Annotated in this window: 13 protein-coding genes; 2 read left to right on the top strand and 11 right to left on the bottom strand. The window is 63.8% G+C overall.

Annotated elements, in window-relative coordinates:
* The first annotated feature begins 32 nt into the window (after positions 1–32).
* A complete protein-coding gene (locus GM676_RS23840) occupies positions 33–2,711 on the top strand; it encodes a TonB-dependent receptor (RefSeq protein ID WP_155466616.1) in 2,679 nt (892 codons plus the stop codon).
* 47 nt (positions 2,712–2,758) lie between these two features.
* Here the strand turns inward: GM676_RS23840 and corA are convergent, their stop codons facing one another.
* The 5 genes from corA to glnA all read right to left on the bottom strand — a co-directional run bounded on the left by corA (position 2,759) and on the right by glnA (position 8,463).
* Entirely contained in the window at positions 2,759–3,727 is a 969-nt protein-coding gene (corA, locus tag GM676_RS23835) for a magnesium/cobalt transporter CorA (RefSeq protein ID WP_155466615.1), read from the bottom strand.
* Positions 3,728–3,801: 74 nt separating this feature from the next.
* Positions 3,802–5,319, bottom strand: a complete 1,518-nt coding sequence (gene ntrC / locus GM676_RS23830; protein WP_155466614.1) for a nitrogen regulation protein NR(I) — start codon at positions 5,317–5,319, stop codon at positions 3,802–3,804.
* A gap of 15 nt (positions 5,320–5,334) precedes the next feature.
* On the bottom strand, positions 5,335–6,447 hold the full coding sequence (glnL, locus tag GM676_RS23825; RefSeq protein ID WP_155466613.1) for a nitrogen regulation protein NR(II): 1,113 nt from the start codon (positions 6,445–6,447) through the stop codon (positions 5,335–5,337).
* Complete coding sequence (locus GM676_RS23820) at positions 6,444–6,938, bottom strand: DUF4124 domain-containing protein (protein WP_155466612.1); 495 nt, start codon at positions 6,936–6,938, stop codon at positions 6,444–6,446. The genes glnL and GM676_RS23820 overlap by 4 nt, the downstream gene beginning before the upstream one ends.
* 109 nt (positions 6,939–7,047) lie before the next feature.
* Positions 7,048–8,463: a type I glutamate--ammonia ligase gene (gene glnA, locus GM676_RS23815; RefSeq protein ID WP_155466611.1), complete on the bottom strand. Its 1,416-nt coding sequence runs from the start codon at positions 8,461–8,463 to the stop codon at positions 7,048–7,050.
* Positions 8,464–8,700: 237 nt separating this feature from the next.
* On the opposite strand from glnA, the gene GM676_RS23810 reads away from it, so the two are divergent.
* Positions 8,701–9,159, top strand: coding sequence for a rhodanese-like domain-containing protein (locus GM676_RS23810; protein WP_155466610.1), 459 nt, complete (start codon positions 8,701–8,703; stop codon positions 9,157–9,159).
* A gap of 7 nt (positions 9,160–9,166) precedes the next feature.
* Here GM676_RS23810 and GM676_RS23805 read toward each other — a convergent pair whose 3' ends face one another.
* The 6 genes from GM676_RS23805 to GM676_RS23780 all read right to left on the bottom strand — a co-directional run.
* Entirely contained in the window at positions 9,167–10,531 is a 1,365-nt protein-coding gene (locus tag GM676_RS23805) for a TAXI family TRAP transporter solute-binding subunit (RefSeq protein ID WP_155466609.1), read from the bottom strand.
* A gap of 52 nt (positions 10,532–10,583) precedes the next feature.
* The gene (locus GM676_RS23800; RefSeq protein WP_155466641.1) at positions 10,584–13,715 is read right to left on the bottom strand and encodes a transglycosylase domain-containing protein; all 3,132 of its coding nucleotides are present in this window, start codon (positions 13,713–13,715) and stop codon (positions 10,584–10,586) included.
* 354 nt (positions 13,716–14,069) lie between these two features.
* Positions 14,070–14,855: a competence/damage-inducible protein A gene (locus GM676_RS23795; RefSeq protein WP_155466608.1), complete on the bottom strand. Its 786-nt coding sequence runs from the start codon at positions 14,853–14,855 to the stop codon at positions 14,070–14,072.
* A 2-nt stretch (positions 14,856–14,857) separates the two neighbouring features.
* Positions 14,858–15,670: an EI24 domain-containing protein gene (locus GM676_RS23790; RefSeq protein ID WP_155466607.1), complete on the bottom strand. Its 813-nt coding sequence runs from the start codon at positions 15,668–15,670 to the stop codon at positions 14,858–14,860.
* Positions 15,670–16,650, bottom strand: a complete 981-nt coding sequence (locus tag GM676_RS23785; RefSeq protein WP_155466606.1) for a sterol desaturase family protein — start codon at positions 16,648–16,650, stop codon at positions 15,670–15,672. The genes GM676_RS23790 and GM676_RS23785 overlap by 1 nt, the downstream gene beginning before the upstream one ends.
* On the bottom strand, positions 16,647–17,441 hold a 795-nt coding region (locus GM676_RS23780), incomplete at its 5' end, for a polysaccharide deacetylase family protein (protein ID WP_371866353.1). The genes GM676_RS23785 and GM676_RS23780, both read right to left, overlap by 4 nt.

The following is a 17,441-nucleotide window of genomic DNA, read 5'->3' as shown; positions in this document are numbered from 1 at the left end:
AGTAGCAAGAAACACCCCCAAGGAGTTGATCAATGATGATGGAAACAGTTTTGTCGCGTTCGCTGCGCATGATGTTCGCGGGCAGCGCCGCACTGATGCTGGCACAACCGGCATTCTCCCAGGACGCGCCTATCCAGCGCGTTGAAATTACCGGTTCGGCAATCAAGCGCATCGACGCTGAAACCGCCGTGCCGGTCACCGTGGTGAAGGTGGAAGACCTGAAGAAGGAAGGCATCACCACCATCGAGCAAGTGATGGCCAGCCTGAGCGTGTCGCAATCGCAGCAGGGCACCAGCCAGGCCGTGGGTTCCGGCACCGGCGGCGCCTCCTTCGCCGACCTGCGCGGCATCGGCCAGAACAAGACCCTGGTGCTGCTGAACGGCCGCCGCCTGGCCAACAACGCCATCGACAGCTCGGCCCCCGACCTGAACATGATTCCATTCGCCGCGCTGGAGCGCGTGGAAGTGCTGCGTGACGGCGCTTCCTCGCTGTACGGTTCCGACGCGGTCGGCGGCGTGATCAACTTCATCACCAAGAAAGACTTCCAGGGCGGCACCGTCACCATCGGCGCCGACAGCCCGGAAAAAGAAGGCGGCGCGGCCAGCAACATCAACGCCGGCTACGGCTGGGGCGACCTGGAAAAGAACGGCTTCAACATCTTCGCGATGGTGGACCACCAGGAACAAGGCCGCGTGGGCGGCACCCAGCGCGACTACAACACCCGCTACGCCGGCGGCCTGTCGTCCTCGACCTACCCGGCCAACTGGGCCCAGGGCGACCTGTCGGGCAACCCGGCCGGCCCGGACTGCACCAAGGGCGTGTTCCTGGTCAAGGGCAAGAACGGCCTGTGCCAGATGACCACCTCGTCCTTCGTGGATTACGTGCCGAAGAGCGAACGCACCACCGGCCTGGTCAAGGGTACCTTCAAGATCAATGAAAACCACGAACTGGGCATCGAATTGCTGTCGACCGAGAGCAAGGTGGAAACCCAGGTGGCGCCGGTGCCATACGGCGGCCTGTACATCAACCGCCTGCGCCCGGACGGCACGCCTAACCCGTACTTCCCGACCGCCGCCGGTCTGAACCCAACCTACATGGACCTGGCCGGTTCGATCACCCCGGGCGTGCAGCCTGGCTTCGTGACCGCGCGCTGGCGCGACATGCCGAACGGCGCCCGTGCCGACGAGAACATCAACAAGCAGCAGCGCGCCGTGGTGTCGCTGAAGGGCGTGCTGGCCGGCTGGGACTACGAGACCGCCGTGTCGTACAACGAAAACAAGATCACCCAGAACCTGTACGGCTACAGCGATGGCAACATCATCAGCAAAGGCGTGCTGGAAGGCGTGATCAATGTGTTCGGCGACCAGAGCGCCGCCGGCACCGCGCTGCTGAACAGCGCCGCGCTGAGCGGCAACGAGCGTAACTCGAAAGGCACCAACAAGGCCGCCGACCTGAAACTGAGCCGCGAAGTGGGCGACTGGCTGAACACCGGCCACCAGGCCGCGCTGGCCGTGGGCGCGCAGTACGAGCACCAGGAATTCCACGACGCCGCCAACGCCGAGTTCGCCCAGAAAGTGGTGGCCTCGACCGGTATCGATCCTGGCCTGCTGCAGGAAGGCAGCCGCAACGTGTCGGCCTTCTACTCGGAGCTGAACGTGCCGGTGCTGAAGAACCTGGACATCACCGCCGCCTTCCGCTACGACAAGTACAGCGACTTCGGCCACACCACCAATCCGAAGTTCGCCTTCACCTTCCGTCCGGTGAAAGACCTGCTGTTCCGCGGTTCGTACTCGAAGGGCTTCCGCGCGCCGTCGCTGTACGAGCTGCACTCGGCCAACTCGTACACCAACTCGGCCAACACCCTGGACGACCCGATCAACTGCCCGGGCGGCACGCCGGCGCCGGGCAAGTCGGCCTCGGCCAACTGCTCGCAGCAGTTCCAGGTGCTGAACGGCGGTAACGCCAAGCTGGCGCCTGAGCGTTCGAAGAACGGCACCGTGGGCGTGATGTGGGAACCGATCAACAACCTGTCGCTGAGCGCCGACTACTGGTCGATCCGCCTGACGCAGCAGATCGGCAGCCTGCAAGACTACGACGTGCTGGCCGATCCGGTGACCTTCGCTGCGAACTACCACCGCAACGCCTCGGGTGACCTGGCGATCGACGGTTCGCAGTGCCCTAACCCGATCACCTGCGGCTACATCGACCTGCGTACCGAGAATCTGGGCGACGTCAACACCAACGGTGTCGACCTGTCGGCGGCCTACAAGCTGCGCACCAAGGACTACGGCGCGTTCACCTTCAACTACAGCGGCACCTGGGTGCACAAGTACGAGTACCAGAACTTCGCCGGCGACGTGATGCACCAGAAGGTCGGCGTGTACTCGGGCGACGGTCCGATCTTCCGCTGGCAGAACACCCTGAACGTGAACTGGACCCAGGGCAAAGTCGGCGCCGGTCTGGTGGCGCACTACAAGTCGGGCTACATCGACCAGGAACCAACCAACACCGTGCCTTCGTACACCACCTGGGATGGCTACGGTTCGTGGAAAGCGGCGGAAGGCCTGACCCTGACCGCCGGCGTGCGTAACCTGTTCGACCGCAAGCCGCCACTGTCGTACCAGACCGGTAACTTCCAGGCTGGCTACGATCCACGCTACACCGACCCGGTCGGCCGTACCCTGTACGTGCGTGGCACCTACAACTTCTGATCGGAAGTTGAAATGAGAATCCCGGCTCCGGCCGGGATTTTTTTCGCCTATAGCCAGCCGGCTTTCTTGAAGCGCCGGTGCAGGTAAAGGCACACCCCCACCATGATGGCGATCGCCATCGGATAACCGAACTTCCAGTCCAGCTCCGGCATGTATTTGAAGTTCATGCCCCACAGCCCGGCAAACGCGGTCACGATCGCGAAGATCGCCGCCCACGCCGCCAGCCGTTTATTCACCTCGCTCTCTTCAATCGCCACCATCGACAGGTTGACCTGAATCGCGGTCGCGATGGTGTCGCGGATGCCATCCAGCGAGGCGCTGATGCGGTGCAGGTGGTCGTGCACGTCACGGAAGTATTCCTGCGTATCCTGGCACATCGACGGCACGCGGCCGCCATGCAGGCGCCCGACGGCCTCCATCAGCGGCGCCACCACGTGGCGCACCACCGTCACCTTGCCCTTCAACTCGTACAGGCGCTGGATGTTGTCGCGCTGCTGGCCCTGGGTGAAGATCAGCTCCTCGATTTTTTCCAGCTCGGTTTCCAGCATGTCCAGCACCGGGAAGTAGCGGTCCACCACCGCATCCATCAGCGCATACAGCACGAAGGCCGGGCCCAGGCGCAGCATGTGCGGCTCCTTCTCGGCGCGCGCGCGCACGCCGAGGAAGCCCTGCTGGTTGTCGCCATGGCGCGACGACAGCACATAATTCTGGCCGACGAACATATCGACCTCGCCCACCGCCACCTCGCCGCCACGGCATTCGATGGTCTTCACCACCACGAACAGCGAGTCGCCATACTCCTCGATCTTGGGACGCTGATGGCCGCGGCTGGCGTCCTCCACCGCCAGTTCGTGCAGGCCGAATTCCTCCTGCATCTCGGCCAGTTCCTCGGGCTGGGCGTCGCGCAGCGCCACCCATACAAACGTCTCCGGCTTTTCGACATACTCGCTGATGTCTTCGACCGGAATGTCGGCCAGTTTTTTACCATCCTGGTAGGCCACGCAATTAATCAGCATACGGTTTCCATAAAAAAAAAAGCTCCTGGCTTCGTCAGCCAAGAGCTTACCTCAACCCGGCGCCAGAGCCGGAACTAGTCGTCCTTGGCGCCGTCGATGCCCAGTTCGGCGATCTTGCGGGTGATGGTGTTGCGGCCGATGCCAAGCCGCACCGCCGCATCGTTCTTGCGGCCATGCGTGTGCTTGAGCGCGGTGCGGATCAGGGCCGATTCAAACTGCCGGCCCAGCACCGCCATCACTTCCTGCTGACCGCCGCTGAGCATGCTGGCGGCCTGGGTTTCCAGCAAGGCCAGCCAGGCATCCGGTCCGCCGGCGCCGTTCACGCCAGACTCCAGCGTCGCCACCGAGGTGACGGTGCCGTGATGCTGTTGCGCGCTGTAGCTCTCGGCCGGCGCCGGCGCGGCCGCCGCGACCGTGCCGCCGGCGGCGCCGCTGCCCTGCTCCTGCGACAGCTCCAGCGGCAAGTCCTTGATCTCCACCGTCTGGCCCGGCGCCATCACGGTGATCCAGTTGCACAGGTTTTCCAGCTGGCGCACATTGCCCGGCAACTCCAGGCCGCACAGGAATTGCAACGCGGCGTCGCTCATGCGCTTGGCTTCCACGCCCAGCTGTTTCGCACTTTGCACCAGGAAGTGGCGCACCAAAATAGGGATATCCTCGCGCCGCTCCCTCAAACTGGGCAGACGCAGGCGTATCACGTTCAAACGGTGGAACAAATCCTCGCGGAACAGACCGTCGCGCACGCGCTGCTCCAGATTTTGGTGCGTGGCGGTAATCACGCGCACATTGGCCTTCAAAGGCTGATGGCCACCGACGCGGTAGAAGTGGCCGTCCGACAGCACGCGCAGCAAGCGCGTCTGCAAATCAAACGGCATGTCGCCGATCTCGTCGAGGAACAGCGTGCCGCCCTCGGCCTGCTCGAAGCGGCCCCGGCGCGTGGTTTGCGCGCCGGTGAAGGCGCCGCGCTCGTGGCCGAACAGTTCCGATTCCAGCAAGTCCTTCGGAATCGCCGCCGTGTTCAAGGCGATGAAGGGCTGCGCCGCGCGCGGCGAGTGCTTGTGCAGCGCGCGCGCCACCAGCTCCTTGCCCGAGCCCGATTCACCGGTGATCAATACCGTCACATTCGATTGCGACAGGCGGCCGATGGCGCGGAACACCTCCTGCATGGCCGGCGCCTGGCCGAGGATTTCCGGCGTTTCGGCCGGGCCCGATTCCACGCTGGTCTCGCGCAGGCTCTCATCGAGCGCGCGCCGGATCAGCTCGACGGCCTTGTCGATATCGAAGGGCTTGGCCAGGTATTCAAAGGCGCCGCCCTGGAAGGCCGCCACGGCGGAATCCAGGTCGGAGAAGGCGGTGATGATGATGACCGGCAGGCCGGGGAAGCGCGACTTCACCAGTTGCAGCAGGTCGAGGCCGGAATCGCCCGGCATGCGGATGTCGGACACCAGCACCTGCGGCGTCTCGTACTCCAGCGCGGCGATGGCGTCGCGCGCGTTGGCAAAACTTTTGGTCGCCAGGTTTTCCCTGGCCAATGCTTTTTCCAGTACCCAGCGGATCGATTCGTCGTCGTCTACTATCCAGATTGGCTTCATTGTTTATGTGCATTCCTATGGCAACGGCAACAGGATACGGAAATCCGTAAATCCAGGCCGGCTCTCGCACTCGATCACGCCCATGTGCTGCTGCACGAAGGTCTGTGCCAGGGTTAATCCCAGGCCACTGCCCCCCTCCCTGCCGGACACCAGCGGGTAGAAGATGCGGTCGCGGATCTGCGGTGCGATACCCGGTCCATTGTCAATGATATGCAAGTCTAATGCCAGCCCGTAGCGGACCTTGGCCAGGGTGACCTGACGCGCTACCCGCGTCTTGAAAATAATTTGTGCATCGCCCGCGTCGATCTGCGCCGACAGCGCTTGCGCGGCGTTGTGCGCGATGTTCAGCACGGTCTGGATCAGCTGCTCCTTATCGCCGCGGAACTCGGGGATGGAGGCGTCGTAGTCGCGCAGGATGGTCAGGCCGGACGGGAACTCGGCCAGCATCAGGCTGCGCACGCGCTCCAGCACTTCGTGGATGTTGACGTCGCCGACGATGTGCGGCCGGCGGTGCGGCGCCAGCAGGCGGTCCACCAGCGTTTGCAGGCGGTCCGCTTCCTTGATGATGACCTGCGTGTACTCGCGCAACTGCACCGCGTGCAGCGCCGGCAGCTCCATCTCCAGCAACTGCGCCGCGCCGCGGATGCCGCCCAGCGGGTTCTTGATTTCGTGCGCCAGGTTGCGGATCAGTTCCTTGTTGACCTGGCTCTGGTCGAGGATGCGCTCCTCGCGATCGAGCTTGAGGTGCTGCTGGTTTTCGCGCAGCTCGATCAGCACCCCGCCCTGCGGCTCCTCCACCGCCGAGACCATGCTGTGCACATGCAGCGGATCGCGGCCGGCGCGCTCCAGCGTCAGGTCCTGGCGCAGGTCGGAAAACTTGTGTTCGCGCGCCTGCGCGCAGATGTTGTCCAGCTCGTCGGGATTGAGGAATTGCGCGCTCAGCGTCTGGCGCGACAGCGCCTTGAGCGAGCTCTCCAGCAGATTCTCGGCGGCGGCGTTGGCGTAGGCGATATGGCCCTCGCCATCCAGCAGCACCACGGCCGAGGCCAGCAACTCCAGCCCGGCCAGTGCCGGCGGGCGGTGGATGGCGGCGGCCGCGCGGGCGGCGATATGACTGACTAGGCTCATCGGATATTCGCGATCTCACGTTTCAAGGCATCGACATTCTTTTCCGAGCGGCTGATGCTGTCGCGCATGGCGGCCACCCGTTCCTGGTATTTGGCGTAATTGCGTTCATCGCCGCGCCGTTCCGGCTCGCCGTTGTTGAACTCGCGGCGCAACTCGGCCAGCTTTTGCGTTTCGTTTTTCAGTTCGTCTTCAAGAATGCCGCGGCGGTCGGCGTCGCGCGCGCGCTGCTCGGCGCTGTCGACGCGCGGAAAGGCGCCGGGCGTGGCCACCGGGGCCGGCTGCGCGTTGCGCGGCGATGGCGCCGGACCGGCACGACGCGGCGGCGCCGGCACCGTCATGCCGGGCAGGTCCATCAGCTTGCAATAGCTGCCACGGTTGATGTCGGTGAACTCCACGCTGCCGCCGGGCGGCTGGCACTTGTAAATCTGGCCGTGCGCCGCGCCGCAGGCGCCCAGCGCCAGCAACACGCTCAATTTCAAACTGGTTCTCATTCGTAAATCCGTGGGTGGAAAGCTTCCATCCCGAATATACAACATCCAATAAAAAACGCGGGGAAAGCATGGCCTGCCCCGCGTTCTTTGCTACCTCACCAAGCGGTGATTACAGCGAGTAGTACATGTCGAACTCAGCAGGGTGAGTGGTCATGCGCATACGTTGTACGTCTTGCATCTTCAGTTCGATGTAGGCATCGATCATCGAATCGGTGAACACGCCGCCACGGGTCAGGAACTCGCGGTCTTTGTTCAGGTTGTCCAGCGCTTCTTCCAGCGAGGCGCACACGGTCGGGATCAGTGCATCTTCTTCCGGCGGCAGGTGGTACAGGTCTTTCGACGCTGCTTCGCCCGGGTGGATCTTGTTCTGGATACCGTCCAGACCAGCCATCAGCAGTGCGGCGAAGCACAGGTAGACGTTGGCCAGCGGGTCCGGGAAGCGGGTTTCGATACGGCGGCCTTTTGGATTGGCCACGTGTGGAATACGGATCGAGGCCGAACGGTTTTTCGCCGAGTAAGCCAGTTTCACCGGTGCCTCGAAGCCTGGCACCAGACGCTTGTACGAGTTGGTGCCCGGGTTGGTGATCGCGTTCAGCGCCTTGGCGTGCTTGATCACACCGCCGATGTAGTACAGCGCGGTTTCCGACAGGCCGGCATAGCCGTCGCCTGCGAACAGGTTGACGCCGTCTTTCCAGATCGACTGGTGCACGTGCATGCCCGAACCGTTGTCGCCAACGATAGGCTTCGGCATGAAGGTGGCGGTTTTGCCGTAGCTGTGGGCCACGTTCCACACCACGTATTTCAGGTTCTGGGTCCAGTCGGCGCGCTCAACCAGGGTCGAGAACTTGGTGCCGATTTCGTTCTGGCCGGCGCCCGCCACTTCGTGGTGGTGCACTTCAACCGGGATGCCCAGCGATTCCAGGATCAGGCACATTTCCGAACGCATGTCCTGGAAGCTGTCCACCGGAGGCACTGGGAAGTAGCCGCCCTTCACGGTTGGACGGTGGCCGCTGTTGCCGCCTTCGATTTCCTTGTCGGTCGACCACGATGCTTCGTCCGAGTCCACTTTCACGAAGCAGCCGGACATGTCGATCTTCCAGCGCACGCTGTCGAAGATGAAGAATTCTGGTTCCGGGCCAAAGTAGGCGGTGTCGCCGATGCCCGACGATTTCAGGTAGGCTTCAGCGCGCTTGGCGATGGAGCGTGGGTCGCGGTCGTAGCCTTTGCCGTCAGCAGGCTCGATCACGTCGCACTGCATGAACAGGGTGGTCTCTTCCATGAACGGATCGATGCGCGCGGTGTTTGGGTCCGGCAGCAGGATCATGTCCGAAGCTTCAATACCTTTCCAGCCGGCGATCGAGGAACCGTCGAATGCGTGACCCGATTCGAACTTGTCGATGTCGAAGGCCGACACAGGCACGGTCACGTGCTGTTCTTTGCCACGGGTGTCAGCGAAACGGAAATCAACGAATTTGACTTCGTTTTCCTGGACCATTTTCAAAACTTCTACGGCCGTAATTGCCATGCGTATCTCCTAAAGGGAATATGTGGAACTCGTGATGCCATGATAAGCAGTATCCGTGCCAGCCTGAAACGCATTACTACAGAACAATCGCGCACTTATTTGGTGCGTTTCCTGCATTTTGCACCTTGTGAGTGCATTTTAGGATTTTTTCTGAAAAGCGCATGGTTTTGGTGCATCGGCGTAGCGTACTCGCGCGGACGCCATATAATAAACTCAAACTTATTCCTGGAACACCTTATGAGCAAAATAGATGAGATTCTGGCCCTGGCCCGCAGCCGCAGCAAGGATTGGGCGTATCAGGGCGCGGTGACGCCGGCCGAGGCGTACGAGCTGCTGAGCCTGGAAAACGCGGTCAAACTGGTGGACGTGCGCACCAATGCCGAGCGCGACTGGGTGGGCCGGGTGGCGATACCGGAGGCCCAACATAGTGCGGTGCAGTGGAACATCTATCCGGGCGGCGTGGCCAATCACGCATTTATCGAGCAACTGAACTCGGTGGCGCGCAAGGACCAGGTGATTTTGTTCCTGTGCCGCTCCGGCGTGCGCTCGCGTGGTGCGGCCACCCTGGCCAGCGAACACGGCTACCAGCACTGCTACGACATCCTGGAAGGCTTCGAGGGCGACAAGGACGAGCACGGCCACCGCAAGCACATCAACGGCTGGTGCCACGCCGGCCTGCCCTGGATCGGCGCTTAAGCCGGGGTCAGACCGGCACGCTATCCAATGCGGCGGGCGTGGCCTCGCCCATCAGGAACTGGATGCGCTTGCGCACGAACTGGATGTGGCTGCGCAGGCCATACAAGCCATCCGCGAACGACAGCGGGATCGATACCTGGTTGACCAGCTCCTCGATCTCGTTGAGGCGCTGGAGCTGTTCCTCATACACCTGCATGCGCGTCGCTTCCGGCGCCTCCTCCACCTTCTGCTCCACCGCCCGCAACTGGCCATACCAGCGGTACACGCGCGAGCGGATGCGCCACACGTACAGCGGCGGAATCACCTTCGACAGCGGCAGGATCAGCGCGCCCAGCGCCACCACCAGCACCCACATGCGGTCGAAGAAGTTGGCCAGCCAGAAGGTCATGTAGCGTTGCAGGAATGGCGGGCCGCTCTTGTAAAACTTGGCCGCTTCCGGGTCAACCGGAATCTCGCTGTACTTGGCCGACGGGAACTGCCCCTGCTGCTGGAACCAGCCGGCGCCGCCATGGATGCCGGCCGCCGCCTGCACGAACAGATCCACCAGCGCCGAGTGCAAATCCTCGCGCGCCACCAGCGTGGCGGTCGGCGCGATCAGGTTGTAGTCCTCGGCCGGCAGATTGCGGCCGAGATCGACGATCCCCTGCGGCAGCACCACGTGGGTCAGGAACGGCAGCTTGCGCGAATAGGCTTCGGCCTGATTGAAGTCGAACAGCCTGATGCCCGGCGTCTGCAACAGCATCTGGATCAGCGGCGCTTCCGGCGCCGAGGTGAACACCAGCCCGTCGATGCGGCCTTCCAGCAGTTCCACCGTGGCCGGCGTATTCGCCAGCGAAAAGCGCTCCACCTCGCCCTTCTCGACGCCATTCAGTTCGAGGATCTGGCGGAACAGGCGCGGCGAGCCGGCGCCTTTGGGACCGTAGTTGATCTTCTTGCCGCGCAACTGGGTTAATTGCGTGATCGGCGGCTTGCCCTTTTCCTCGCGCAGGAACAGCCAGAGCGGCTCGACGAACAGGCTGCCCAGCGAGGACAGGCCTTCGCGCTCGGCCGCCTCCTCGTTGGTGGAGCCGCTTTGCACGAAGGCGATATCGACCTTGCCTTCCTTCAGGTTGCGCAGGTTTTCGCTGGAGCCGGCCGAGGGCACCAGCGTCACCTTGACGCCGTGCCTGGCCAGCGCGGCCGCGTATTTCTTGCCGAAGTCTTCGTAGGCGGAATTTTCCTGGCCGGTACCGAGCCGCACCGTGCGCGGCGGCGCCGGGTCCACCAGCCAGTAGGCCAGCAGGCAGACGCCGACAATCGCCAGCACGGTGGGAGCGGAAGCAACGATCAGGTCACGAATCGAGAATTGCGTGAACTTGATTATCTTGGACATGTGGTGGCGCAGAGGTTTCATGGGCTGATACATTACCACACGTCCCCTGCCGTCAGCCTCCGCAAGCCTGCAACGCCGGCTTGGCCGCCTCCGGCGCCACGCCACCGGTGCGCACCACCACCGCCGGCGGCGGTCCGGCCTTCGGCGGCGCGTTCGGCTCGATCAGCGGCATCAGGCTCGGCGCCAGCACCACCAGCAGTTGCACCGGCAGCGCGCTGGTGAAATCGTAGTTCTTCGATTCCGGCCCATGCACATAGGCCGTCATCGAACCGAAGAAGCGCTCGCCGATATTGAACACAAAGGTCGCCGAGCGGTTCACATAGCGCGACTCGATCAGGCGCCCGCCGGCCGCGTACACATCGAAGCGCTGGTCGCCGGTGCCGGTCTTGCCGCCCACCGGAATGATCGAACCATCGGCCGACACGAAGGCCGACTTGACGCGCTTGGCCGTGCCGTCCGACACCACGCCACGGATGGCGTCCGCCACCACCCGCGCCACCTCCGGCGACAGCACCTGCTCGTTGGTGGTGGGCGGCGCCTTGGTCACCAGCGTTTCATACGGCGTGCCCTTGGCGAAGTGCAGCGAGCTCACGCGCTGCGAACTCTTGCGCACGCCGCCGTTGACGATAATCCCCATCATCTCCGCCAGCGCGGCCGGCCGGTCGGCCGAAGCGCCCAGCGTGGTGGCGTAGGACGGCACCAGCGAGTCGAACGGATAGCCCATCTTCTTCCACTGTTTGTGGATTTCCATGAAGCCTTCCATCTCCAGCAGGCCGGCGATGCGCTTGTCCTGCGCGTGCTTGCGGTGGGTCTTGAACAGCCACTGATACACTTCCTGCCGTTCCTTCTCGCTGGCCGCCGTCAGCTCCGACAGCGTCGCCCCCGGATGCAGGCGCAGGTAGGCCGCCATCCACAGCTCCAGCGGGTGCACGCTGGCCAGGTAGCCGCGATCGGCCAGCGACCATTTGTCGATCGCATACTGCTCGTACAGCTTGGCCACGCGCTCGTCCGGCACCTCGTTCTGCGACGGCAGGTTGTCCTTCAGGAAGGCGGCGAACTGCTCCTGCGTCGCCAGCGGATACACGGTGCGGTGGATCACCGCCAGCCGCACCGGCGTGCCGCGGATATTCGCCAGCAGGATCTTGTCGTAATCCTCCTTCGGCTTGCCCTTGTACTTGGCGTAGAAGCGCGCCAGGAACTCCTTGCCTTCCTTGTCGGCGAAGCGCGCCAGGTAGCCGGCGCGGCGCGGATCGTCCGCGTCCGACAGCAGCGAGGCCGACGAGCCCGGCACCGAGAACATGTAGTACTTGGCGACGTCGCGCATCAGGCGCACGAACACCAGGTTGGTCGAATGGCGCAGCGCCTCGGTCACGGTCAGGATCTTGAAGTTGTCTTCCTTGGAGAAGTTGCCGAAGTGGTGCAGGCCGCCGCCGGTGAAGAAGCCCTCGCCCGGATTGCCGGAATACTTGCGCTCCATGGCCGCGTTCAGCATGGCCGTCAAGCCGCGCTTCTCCGGATCGGGCGGCAGCGCCTTGAAGTACTCGATCGCCCATTGCGACAGCTTGTCCTGCGGATCGACCTTGACCTGATTCAGCGCGGCCGCGTCCATGCCGCCGTACTTCTTGTGCAGCTGGTCCATGATGTCCAGATAGGTGATCAGCGTGCGCAGCTTGGCGGTCGAGCCGAGGTCCAGCTTGGCGCCCTCGTTGATGTCCAGCGGCTGGTCGAAGTTATCGGTTTGCAGGCGCAGCAGGTTGTTCTGCTCGCCCTTCTCCAGCAAGGTGAAGCTGTACACCACATTGGCCGGATCGCCGTTGCCCAGCATGCCCTTGCCGGTCAGGCCGGCGGCCTTGGCCTTCTCCGGATCGCGCAAGTCGCGCAGCACTTGCGTGACGGCGGTCTGCGCCTGCGCGTCCAGCGTGCTGACCACGCTCAGGTCGAGACGGTCCAGGTTGTACATGCGGTTGTCGCCCAGCAGATTGGCCAGGTGGTTGCGGATCGCGTTCGAGGCCTTGCGGCTGACGAAGGTTTGCGGCGGCGCCGACTGCAAGCCATTGCCGGTGGCCGGATGCAGCTTCTGCTGCAAGGCCACGTCGCGCAGCGCCGGCGTGATGGCGCCGTCGTTGGCCAGGATGCGCAGGTGGCTGTTGGCCAGCACTTCCAGGTCGGCCGCGCCGTCGCCCAGATAGTAGCTGGGGCGGCGCTGCGCGATCATCAGGCTCAGCGCCTCCTTGAAGATCAGCGCGGTCTCGGCGTCGGGATGATCGAGCTTGCCGTTCAGGCGCGTGTTGACGTCGTCGAACTTGCGGCCATACCACACCCACATGCCGTCGCCGATGCCGTTCACTTCGCCATAGCCGGGCTTGGCCGACAGCGGCACCGTGTTCAGGTATTCCAGCACGATGCGGCGGCGCGCCTTGGTGGTGTCCTCGCCGTCCTGATAGGAGCGCAGGCTGGCCGACACCATCTGCTGCAACTTGTCCTTCATGGAGCTGGTGCGGCCTTCCGGCGAGTGGCGGTATTTCTCAATCTGCGTGGCCAGCGTGCTGCCGCCGGCCGCGCGATGGCCGCCGGCCACGGCGCTGGCGGTCTTCTCCAGCACCGCCTTGCCGAGGCGGTCCCACTCCACCGCCGGATTGCGCTTCGGATAGGTGTTGTCCAGCAGCTCGCGGTTCTCGATGAACAGCAGGCTGCTCACCAGCACTGGCGGCGCCTGGTCGAATTGATTGTAGATGCGTTCCGGATAGCTGGCGGCAAACAATTCCTGCGCGCGGCAATCGACAATCGTCAGGCCGGTCTTGGTCTTTTCGCGGTAGGTGGCAAACACGCCCATGTCGGCCAGCTCGGCCATCTTGGGCGAGATGCGCGCCTGCGCCGCCACCTGATAGTCACGCGCGCTGAGCTTGCTCAGGTAATCCGGCAGGCCGGCGTAGCCCAGCCGTTCATCGTACGGGCTGTCGTGCGGGAAGCGGATCGATTTGCTCGGTCCCTTCTCCACCTTGTAGCTCATCTTGCTGGCCAGGTCGCTGAACAGCTTGGCCTGCATGGACGAGGTCAGCGATTCGCGATAGCCCCAGTACACGGCAAACGACACGCCGATCAATAACACCAGCAGCAAGGCATTGCGCGAGCGCTTGCTCTTGCGCGGCGTGCCGCCATCTTCCGGCGGCAGCGGCGGGTCCATTTGCGCCTGCGCCAGATGGGCTTCGGTTTGTTCGGGGGTGGGAGACGGCACCACGCGCAGGTGACGCTTGCGGCGATAACCAAATGCTGCCGCGCCTGCACGCAATTTGCGCACTGCACGCACAACCAGACGGGGCCGGCGGAAACGACGATTGCTTAACATATGATTCAGACCGGTCGATGTTTCAGTAGAACTTACTAGCTACACTTGCTAGCTTCCATTGCACCACATCACAGCGCTGCTGACCGGGGCAGACGCACAATAAATTGAAAGCGCCGTTTGTTTTTCGCAAAAAAACAACGGCGTTCTACCGTATGGTGGAACGCCGTTGAACCCTGTTGATAACAGCGCGCACTAAATGTTGCTGAACTCTACATTGAGCTTGCGCAGCTCGTCGCACAATTGGGTGAAAGCGGCGGCCGTTTGCACCGGTTCGCCCTTCACGCCCAGCTCGATATGACGGCGCGTTTGCGCGTCGCCCACGCTCGGCAGGCTGAACACCTTCACGCGCGGGTACTGCTGTTCGATCGCCACCATCAGCGGCGTCAGCGCCGATTCGGCCGCCTCGTACACCAGCACCGATTGCTCCATGCGCGGCTCGCGGTTGAACAGGTCGGCGTAGTGGTGGTCCAGCACCCATTCCAGCATCGGCCACGCCATCACCGGGAAGCCCGGCACGAAGTAATGCCTGTGCAGGGCGAAGCCGGCGATGTTGTTGTACGGGTTGGGAATCAGGGCCGCGCCTTCGGCGAATTCGGCCATCTTCAGGCGGTGCAGGTTCTCGGCCGAATTCAGGTCGGCGGTCTGCCCCGCTTCCTGCGCCATTTGCAGGATGCGCTGCTGGATGTTGCGCTTGCCCTGCTGGTGCAGCACCAGTGGCTTGCCCAGCGCGTCGGCGGCGGCCTGGCGCGTGTGGTCGTCCGGCGTGGCGCCGATGCCGCCGCAGCAGAACACGATGTCGTCGCTGGCAAAGGTGCGTCTGAGGGTGGCGGTGATGCGCTGCGGATCGTCGGGCAAAATCTCGGCCCAGGTCAGTTGCAGGCCGCGCGCCGCCAGCATCTGCACCACCTTGGGGAAGTGCTGGTCGACGCGCCGGCCGGACAGGATTTCGTCGCCAATAATGATGAGTCCGATTGCCATGTCTACTCCTTGGAAATGACTTCTTGCGCGCGCAACTGCGCCAGCGCATCCATGCAATAGTACGCGAACCACAGGCCGGTGAAGATAAATACCAGCACGTACAGCCAGATCGAGGCCGCCGCCAGCAAGGGGAACAGCACCACCGCCATCACCCCGCCCAGCCAGATGGCGCCCGGCAGCGCGCCGGCGGCGCCCGAGATCACGCCGATGATCAGCAGCGGCCAGCGGTGCTGGCGCAGGATCTGGCGGCGCTCCTCGGCGCTGGCGTAGTCGGCCAGCGTGTCGTACACCATCACGCGGGTGGTCAGCCAGCCCCACAACAGCGCCTGCACCGCCACCGCCAGCGGCGGGAACAGGTACAGCGGCAGCGTCAGAATCCACAGGCCCATGAAGACCGCCATGCCGCCCAGCGCCACGCCGACGCTGCCCAGGATGGAGCCGCCCTTGCGCTGCTCCAGTTGCGGATAATGGCGCAGGCCGACGTGGCGGCCGATCACCGGCATCGCCACCACGCCGATGAAGATCAGCGCGGTCAGTATCATCAGCGGCAGCAGGCCCAGCATGGCGATCAGCGGCGCCACCACCGCCGTCAGCGTGCCCAGGCCGACGCTGCGCAGCCAGCTGGTGCTGGTTGGGAACAGGTTATATTCGGTGAACAGCGCGTGCAGCTGGTCGACCAGCGGTTGCAGGTAGAAATATAGCAGCGCCGCCCACACGCCCAGCGCCAGCAGGAAGGGCGCGATGCTCATCAACAGCATCTTGCCGTGCCATTGCGACAGGAAAGCGCGGCTCCACGCGCGCAGAACACCAACCATCAGACCACCTCCTTGCGTGCGTATTCCACCATGCGTTTCAGACCCAGCCATTGTTGCGCCCAGAAGCCGCGTCCGTATTCGCGGCCCGGCGTGCCGTCCGGGCCCGGCAGCTGGTCGCGGATGCCGGTGGCGGCGAATGCCGGCGTGAAGTTCGCGGTGCGGAACAGGATGTCCCACACCGGCAGCAGCACGGCGAAATTGCAGCCGCCTGGCTTGCCGTCGGCGTTTTCATGGCCGGCGCCGATGGCATGGTGCATGCGGTGATAGCGCGGCGACACCAGCAGGCGCTCGCCCAGCCAGCCGAAATGGACACGCACGTTCGCGTGTTGCAGGCTTTGCAGGATGCGCGACACCGACACCAGCAGCACGTACTGCGCCGGCTCGACGCCGATGCCGAGCGCGATCACGCCCATGTAGATGTCGCGCAGCAGGTCGTCCAGCAGGTGGTTGCGATTGTCGCTCCACAGGTTCATGTTTTGCTGGCTGTGGTGCAGGCCGTGCAGCGCCCACCACCAGTTGAATTTGTGCGAGCCGCGGTGATACCAGTAATCGAAGAAATCCAGCACCACGAAGTACACGAAGAACGCCGCCAGCGGGCTGATGCCTGGCCACAGCGCTTCCAGGTTGAACGGATGGAAGCCATCGAAGCGCAGCGCTGCCGCCACGCTGTCCAGCAGCGGATCGAGGGTGAAGAAGATCAGCACCGGGAAGATGCCCACGCGGTGCAGCACGGTGTACAGGAAGTCGTTCCAGCGGGCGCGCGGGTCGGTGATCTTTTGCGCCGGTAGCATGGATTCCAGCGGACGCAGCACCAGGAACAGCAGCGCCAGCTCCAGCACGCCGATCAGCAGCCACTCGGTGCCTTCGAAGGCGTCTTCGACAAACTCGCCAAAGCCGAGCTGAAACACCAACGGCTGCACCACGGTTTCAAACAACCAGCCCTGGGCCAGGCCCAGCCAGTCAGAGAAGGTGTCTATCATTTTTTATAGTCCGGATGCTCGCGCAGGGTGGCGAAGCACATGTCTTTTTGTTCCAGCCCGCTGATCAGCGGTTCGAGGTTGGCCGGCGCCCAGGCGTCTTGGCGCGACCAGATGCCCATGTGAATCAGCACGATGTCGCCGCCGCGCAGGTCGCGCAGCAGTTTTTTCAGCAGCACCTCGTTGGGATAGGCGCTGCTGGACAGCTCGTCGCCGGAGAAGCCGGCCGGCGACCAGCCGGCGTGCGCATAGCCGCAGGCCTTGCCCATCTCCAGCAGGCGCGGCGAGGTGCGGCCGGCCGGCGCGCGCCAGATCGGATCGAGGTGCTTGCCGGTCAGTTCGACAAAGCGCTGGTCGACGCGCTGGATTTGTTCGCAGTATTGTGCGGAGCTCAGGCTGATGGGCTTGCCGGCGCTGTCGCCGAAGCCGGGCTTGACCACGATCTTGCCGTTGGCGCCGTCCTTGGCGTAGACCACGTGGTCGAAGGTGTGCGAGCCGATGGCGTGGCCTTCCGCCACGCGCGCCTTCCAGTAGGCCGACCAGGAGGGATCGAGCGAATAGTCGCCGCGCACGGTTTTCTCGTTGGCCAGGAAGAAGGTGGCCTTGATCTTGTGGCGCTTCAGCGTATCGGCGATCAGCTCGGCTTGCGACTGGCTGCCGGTGTCGAAGGTCAGGTAGATGGTGCCTTTGCAGAAGGCCGGCGCGGCGGAGGCCGGGGCGCTCGCCGCGCTCACACTGGCGGAGGCGGGACGAGCGCCCACCGCGGCGGCCATGCCGGCCGCGCGCGCTTCGGC

The organism is Duganella radicis, assembly GCF_009720825.1.
Classification (GTDB): domain Bacteria; phylum Pseudomonadota; class Gammaproteobacteria; order Burkholderiales; family Burkholderiaceae_D; genus Rugamonas; species Rugamonas radicis.
The sequence above is the reverse complement of the archived record's forward strand: the minus strand, read 5'-3'. Positions and strand labels throughout refer to the sequence as shown.

Excerpts from the sequence above, each read along its gene's own strand:
- GM676_RS23840 (WP_155466616.1), top strand. The coding sequence starts at position 33 with ATGATGATGGAAACAGTTTTGTCGCGTTCGCTGCGCATGATGTTCGCG.
- corA (WP_155466615.1), bottom strand. The coding sequence starts at position 3,727 with ATGCTGATTAATTGCGTGGCCTACCAGGATGGTAAAAAACTGGCCGAC.
- ntrC (WP_155466614.1), bottom strand. The coding sequence starts at position 5,319 with ATGAAGCCAATCTGGATAGTAGACGACGACGAATCGATCCGCTGGGTA.
- glnL (WP_155466613.1), bottom strand. The coding sequence starts at position 6,447 with ATGAGCCTAGTCAGTCATATCGCCGCCCGCGCGGCCGCCGCCATCCAC.
- GM676_RS23820 (WP_155466612.1), bottom strand. The coding sequence starts at position 6,938 with ATGAGAACCAGTTTGAAATTGAGCGTGTTGCTGGCGCTGGGCGCCTGC.
- glnA (WP_155466611.1), bottom strand. The coding sequence starts at position 8,463 with ATGGCAATTACGGCCGTAGAAGTTTTGAAAATGGTCCAGGAAAACGAA.
- GM676_RS23810 (WP_155466610.1), top strand. The coding sequence starts at position 8,701 with ATGAGCAAAATAGATGAGATTCTGGCCCTGGCCCGCAGCCGCAGCAAG.
- GM676_RS23805 (WP_155466609.1), bottom strand. The coding sequence starts at position 10,531 with ATGTCCAAGATAATCAAGTTCACGCAATTCTCGATTCGTGACCTGATC.
- GM676_RS23800 (WP_155466641.1), bottom strand. The coding sequence starts at position 13,715 with ATGGACCCGCCGCTGCCGCCGGAAGATGGCGGCACGCCGCGCAAGAGC.
- GM676_RS23795 (WP_155466608.1), bottom strand. The coding sequence starts at position 14,855 with ATGGCAATCGGACTCATCATTATTGGCGACGAAATCCTGTCCGGCCGG.
- GM676_RS23790 (WP_155466607.1), bottom strand. The coding sequence starts at position 15,670 with ATGGTTGGTGTTCTGCGCGCGTGGAGCCGCGCTTTCCTGTCGCAATGG.
- GM676_RS23785 (WP_155466606.1), bottom strand. The coding sequence starts at position 16,650 with ATGATAGACACCTTCTCTGACTGGCTGGGCCTGGCCCAGGGCTGGTTG.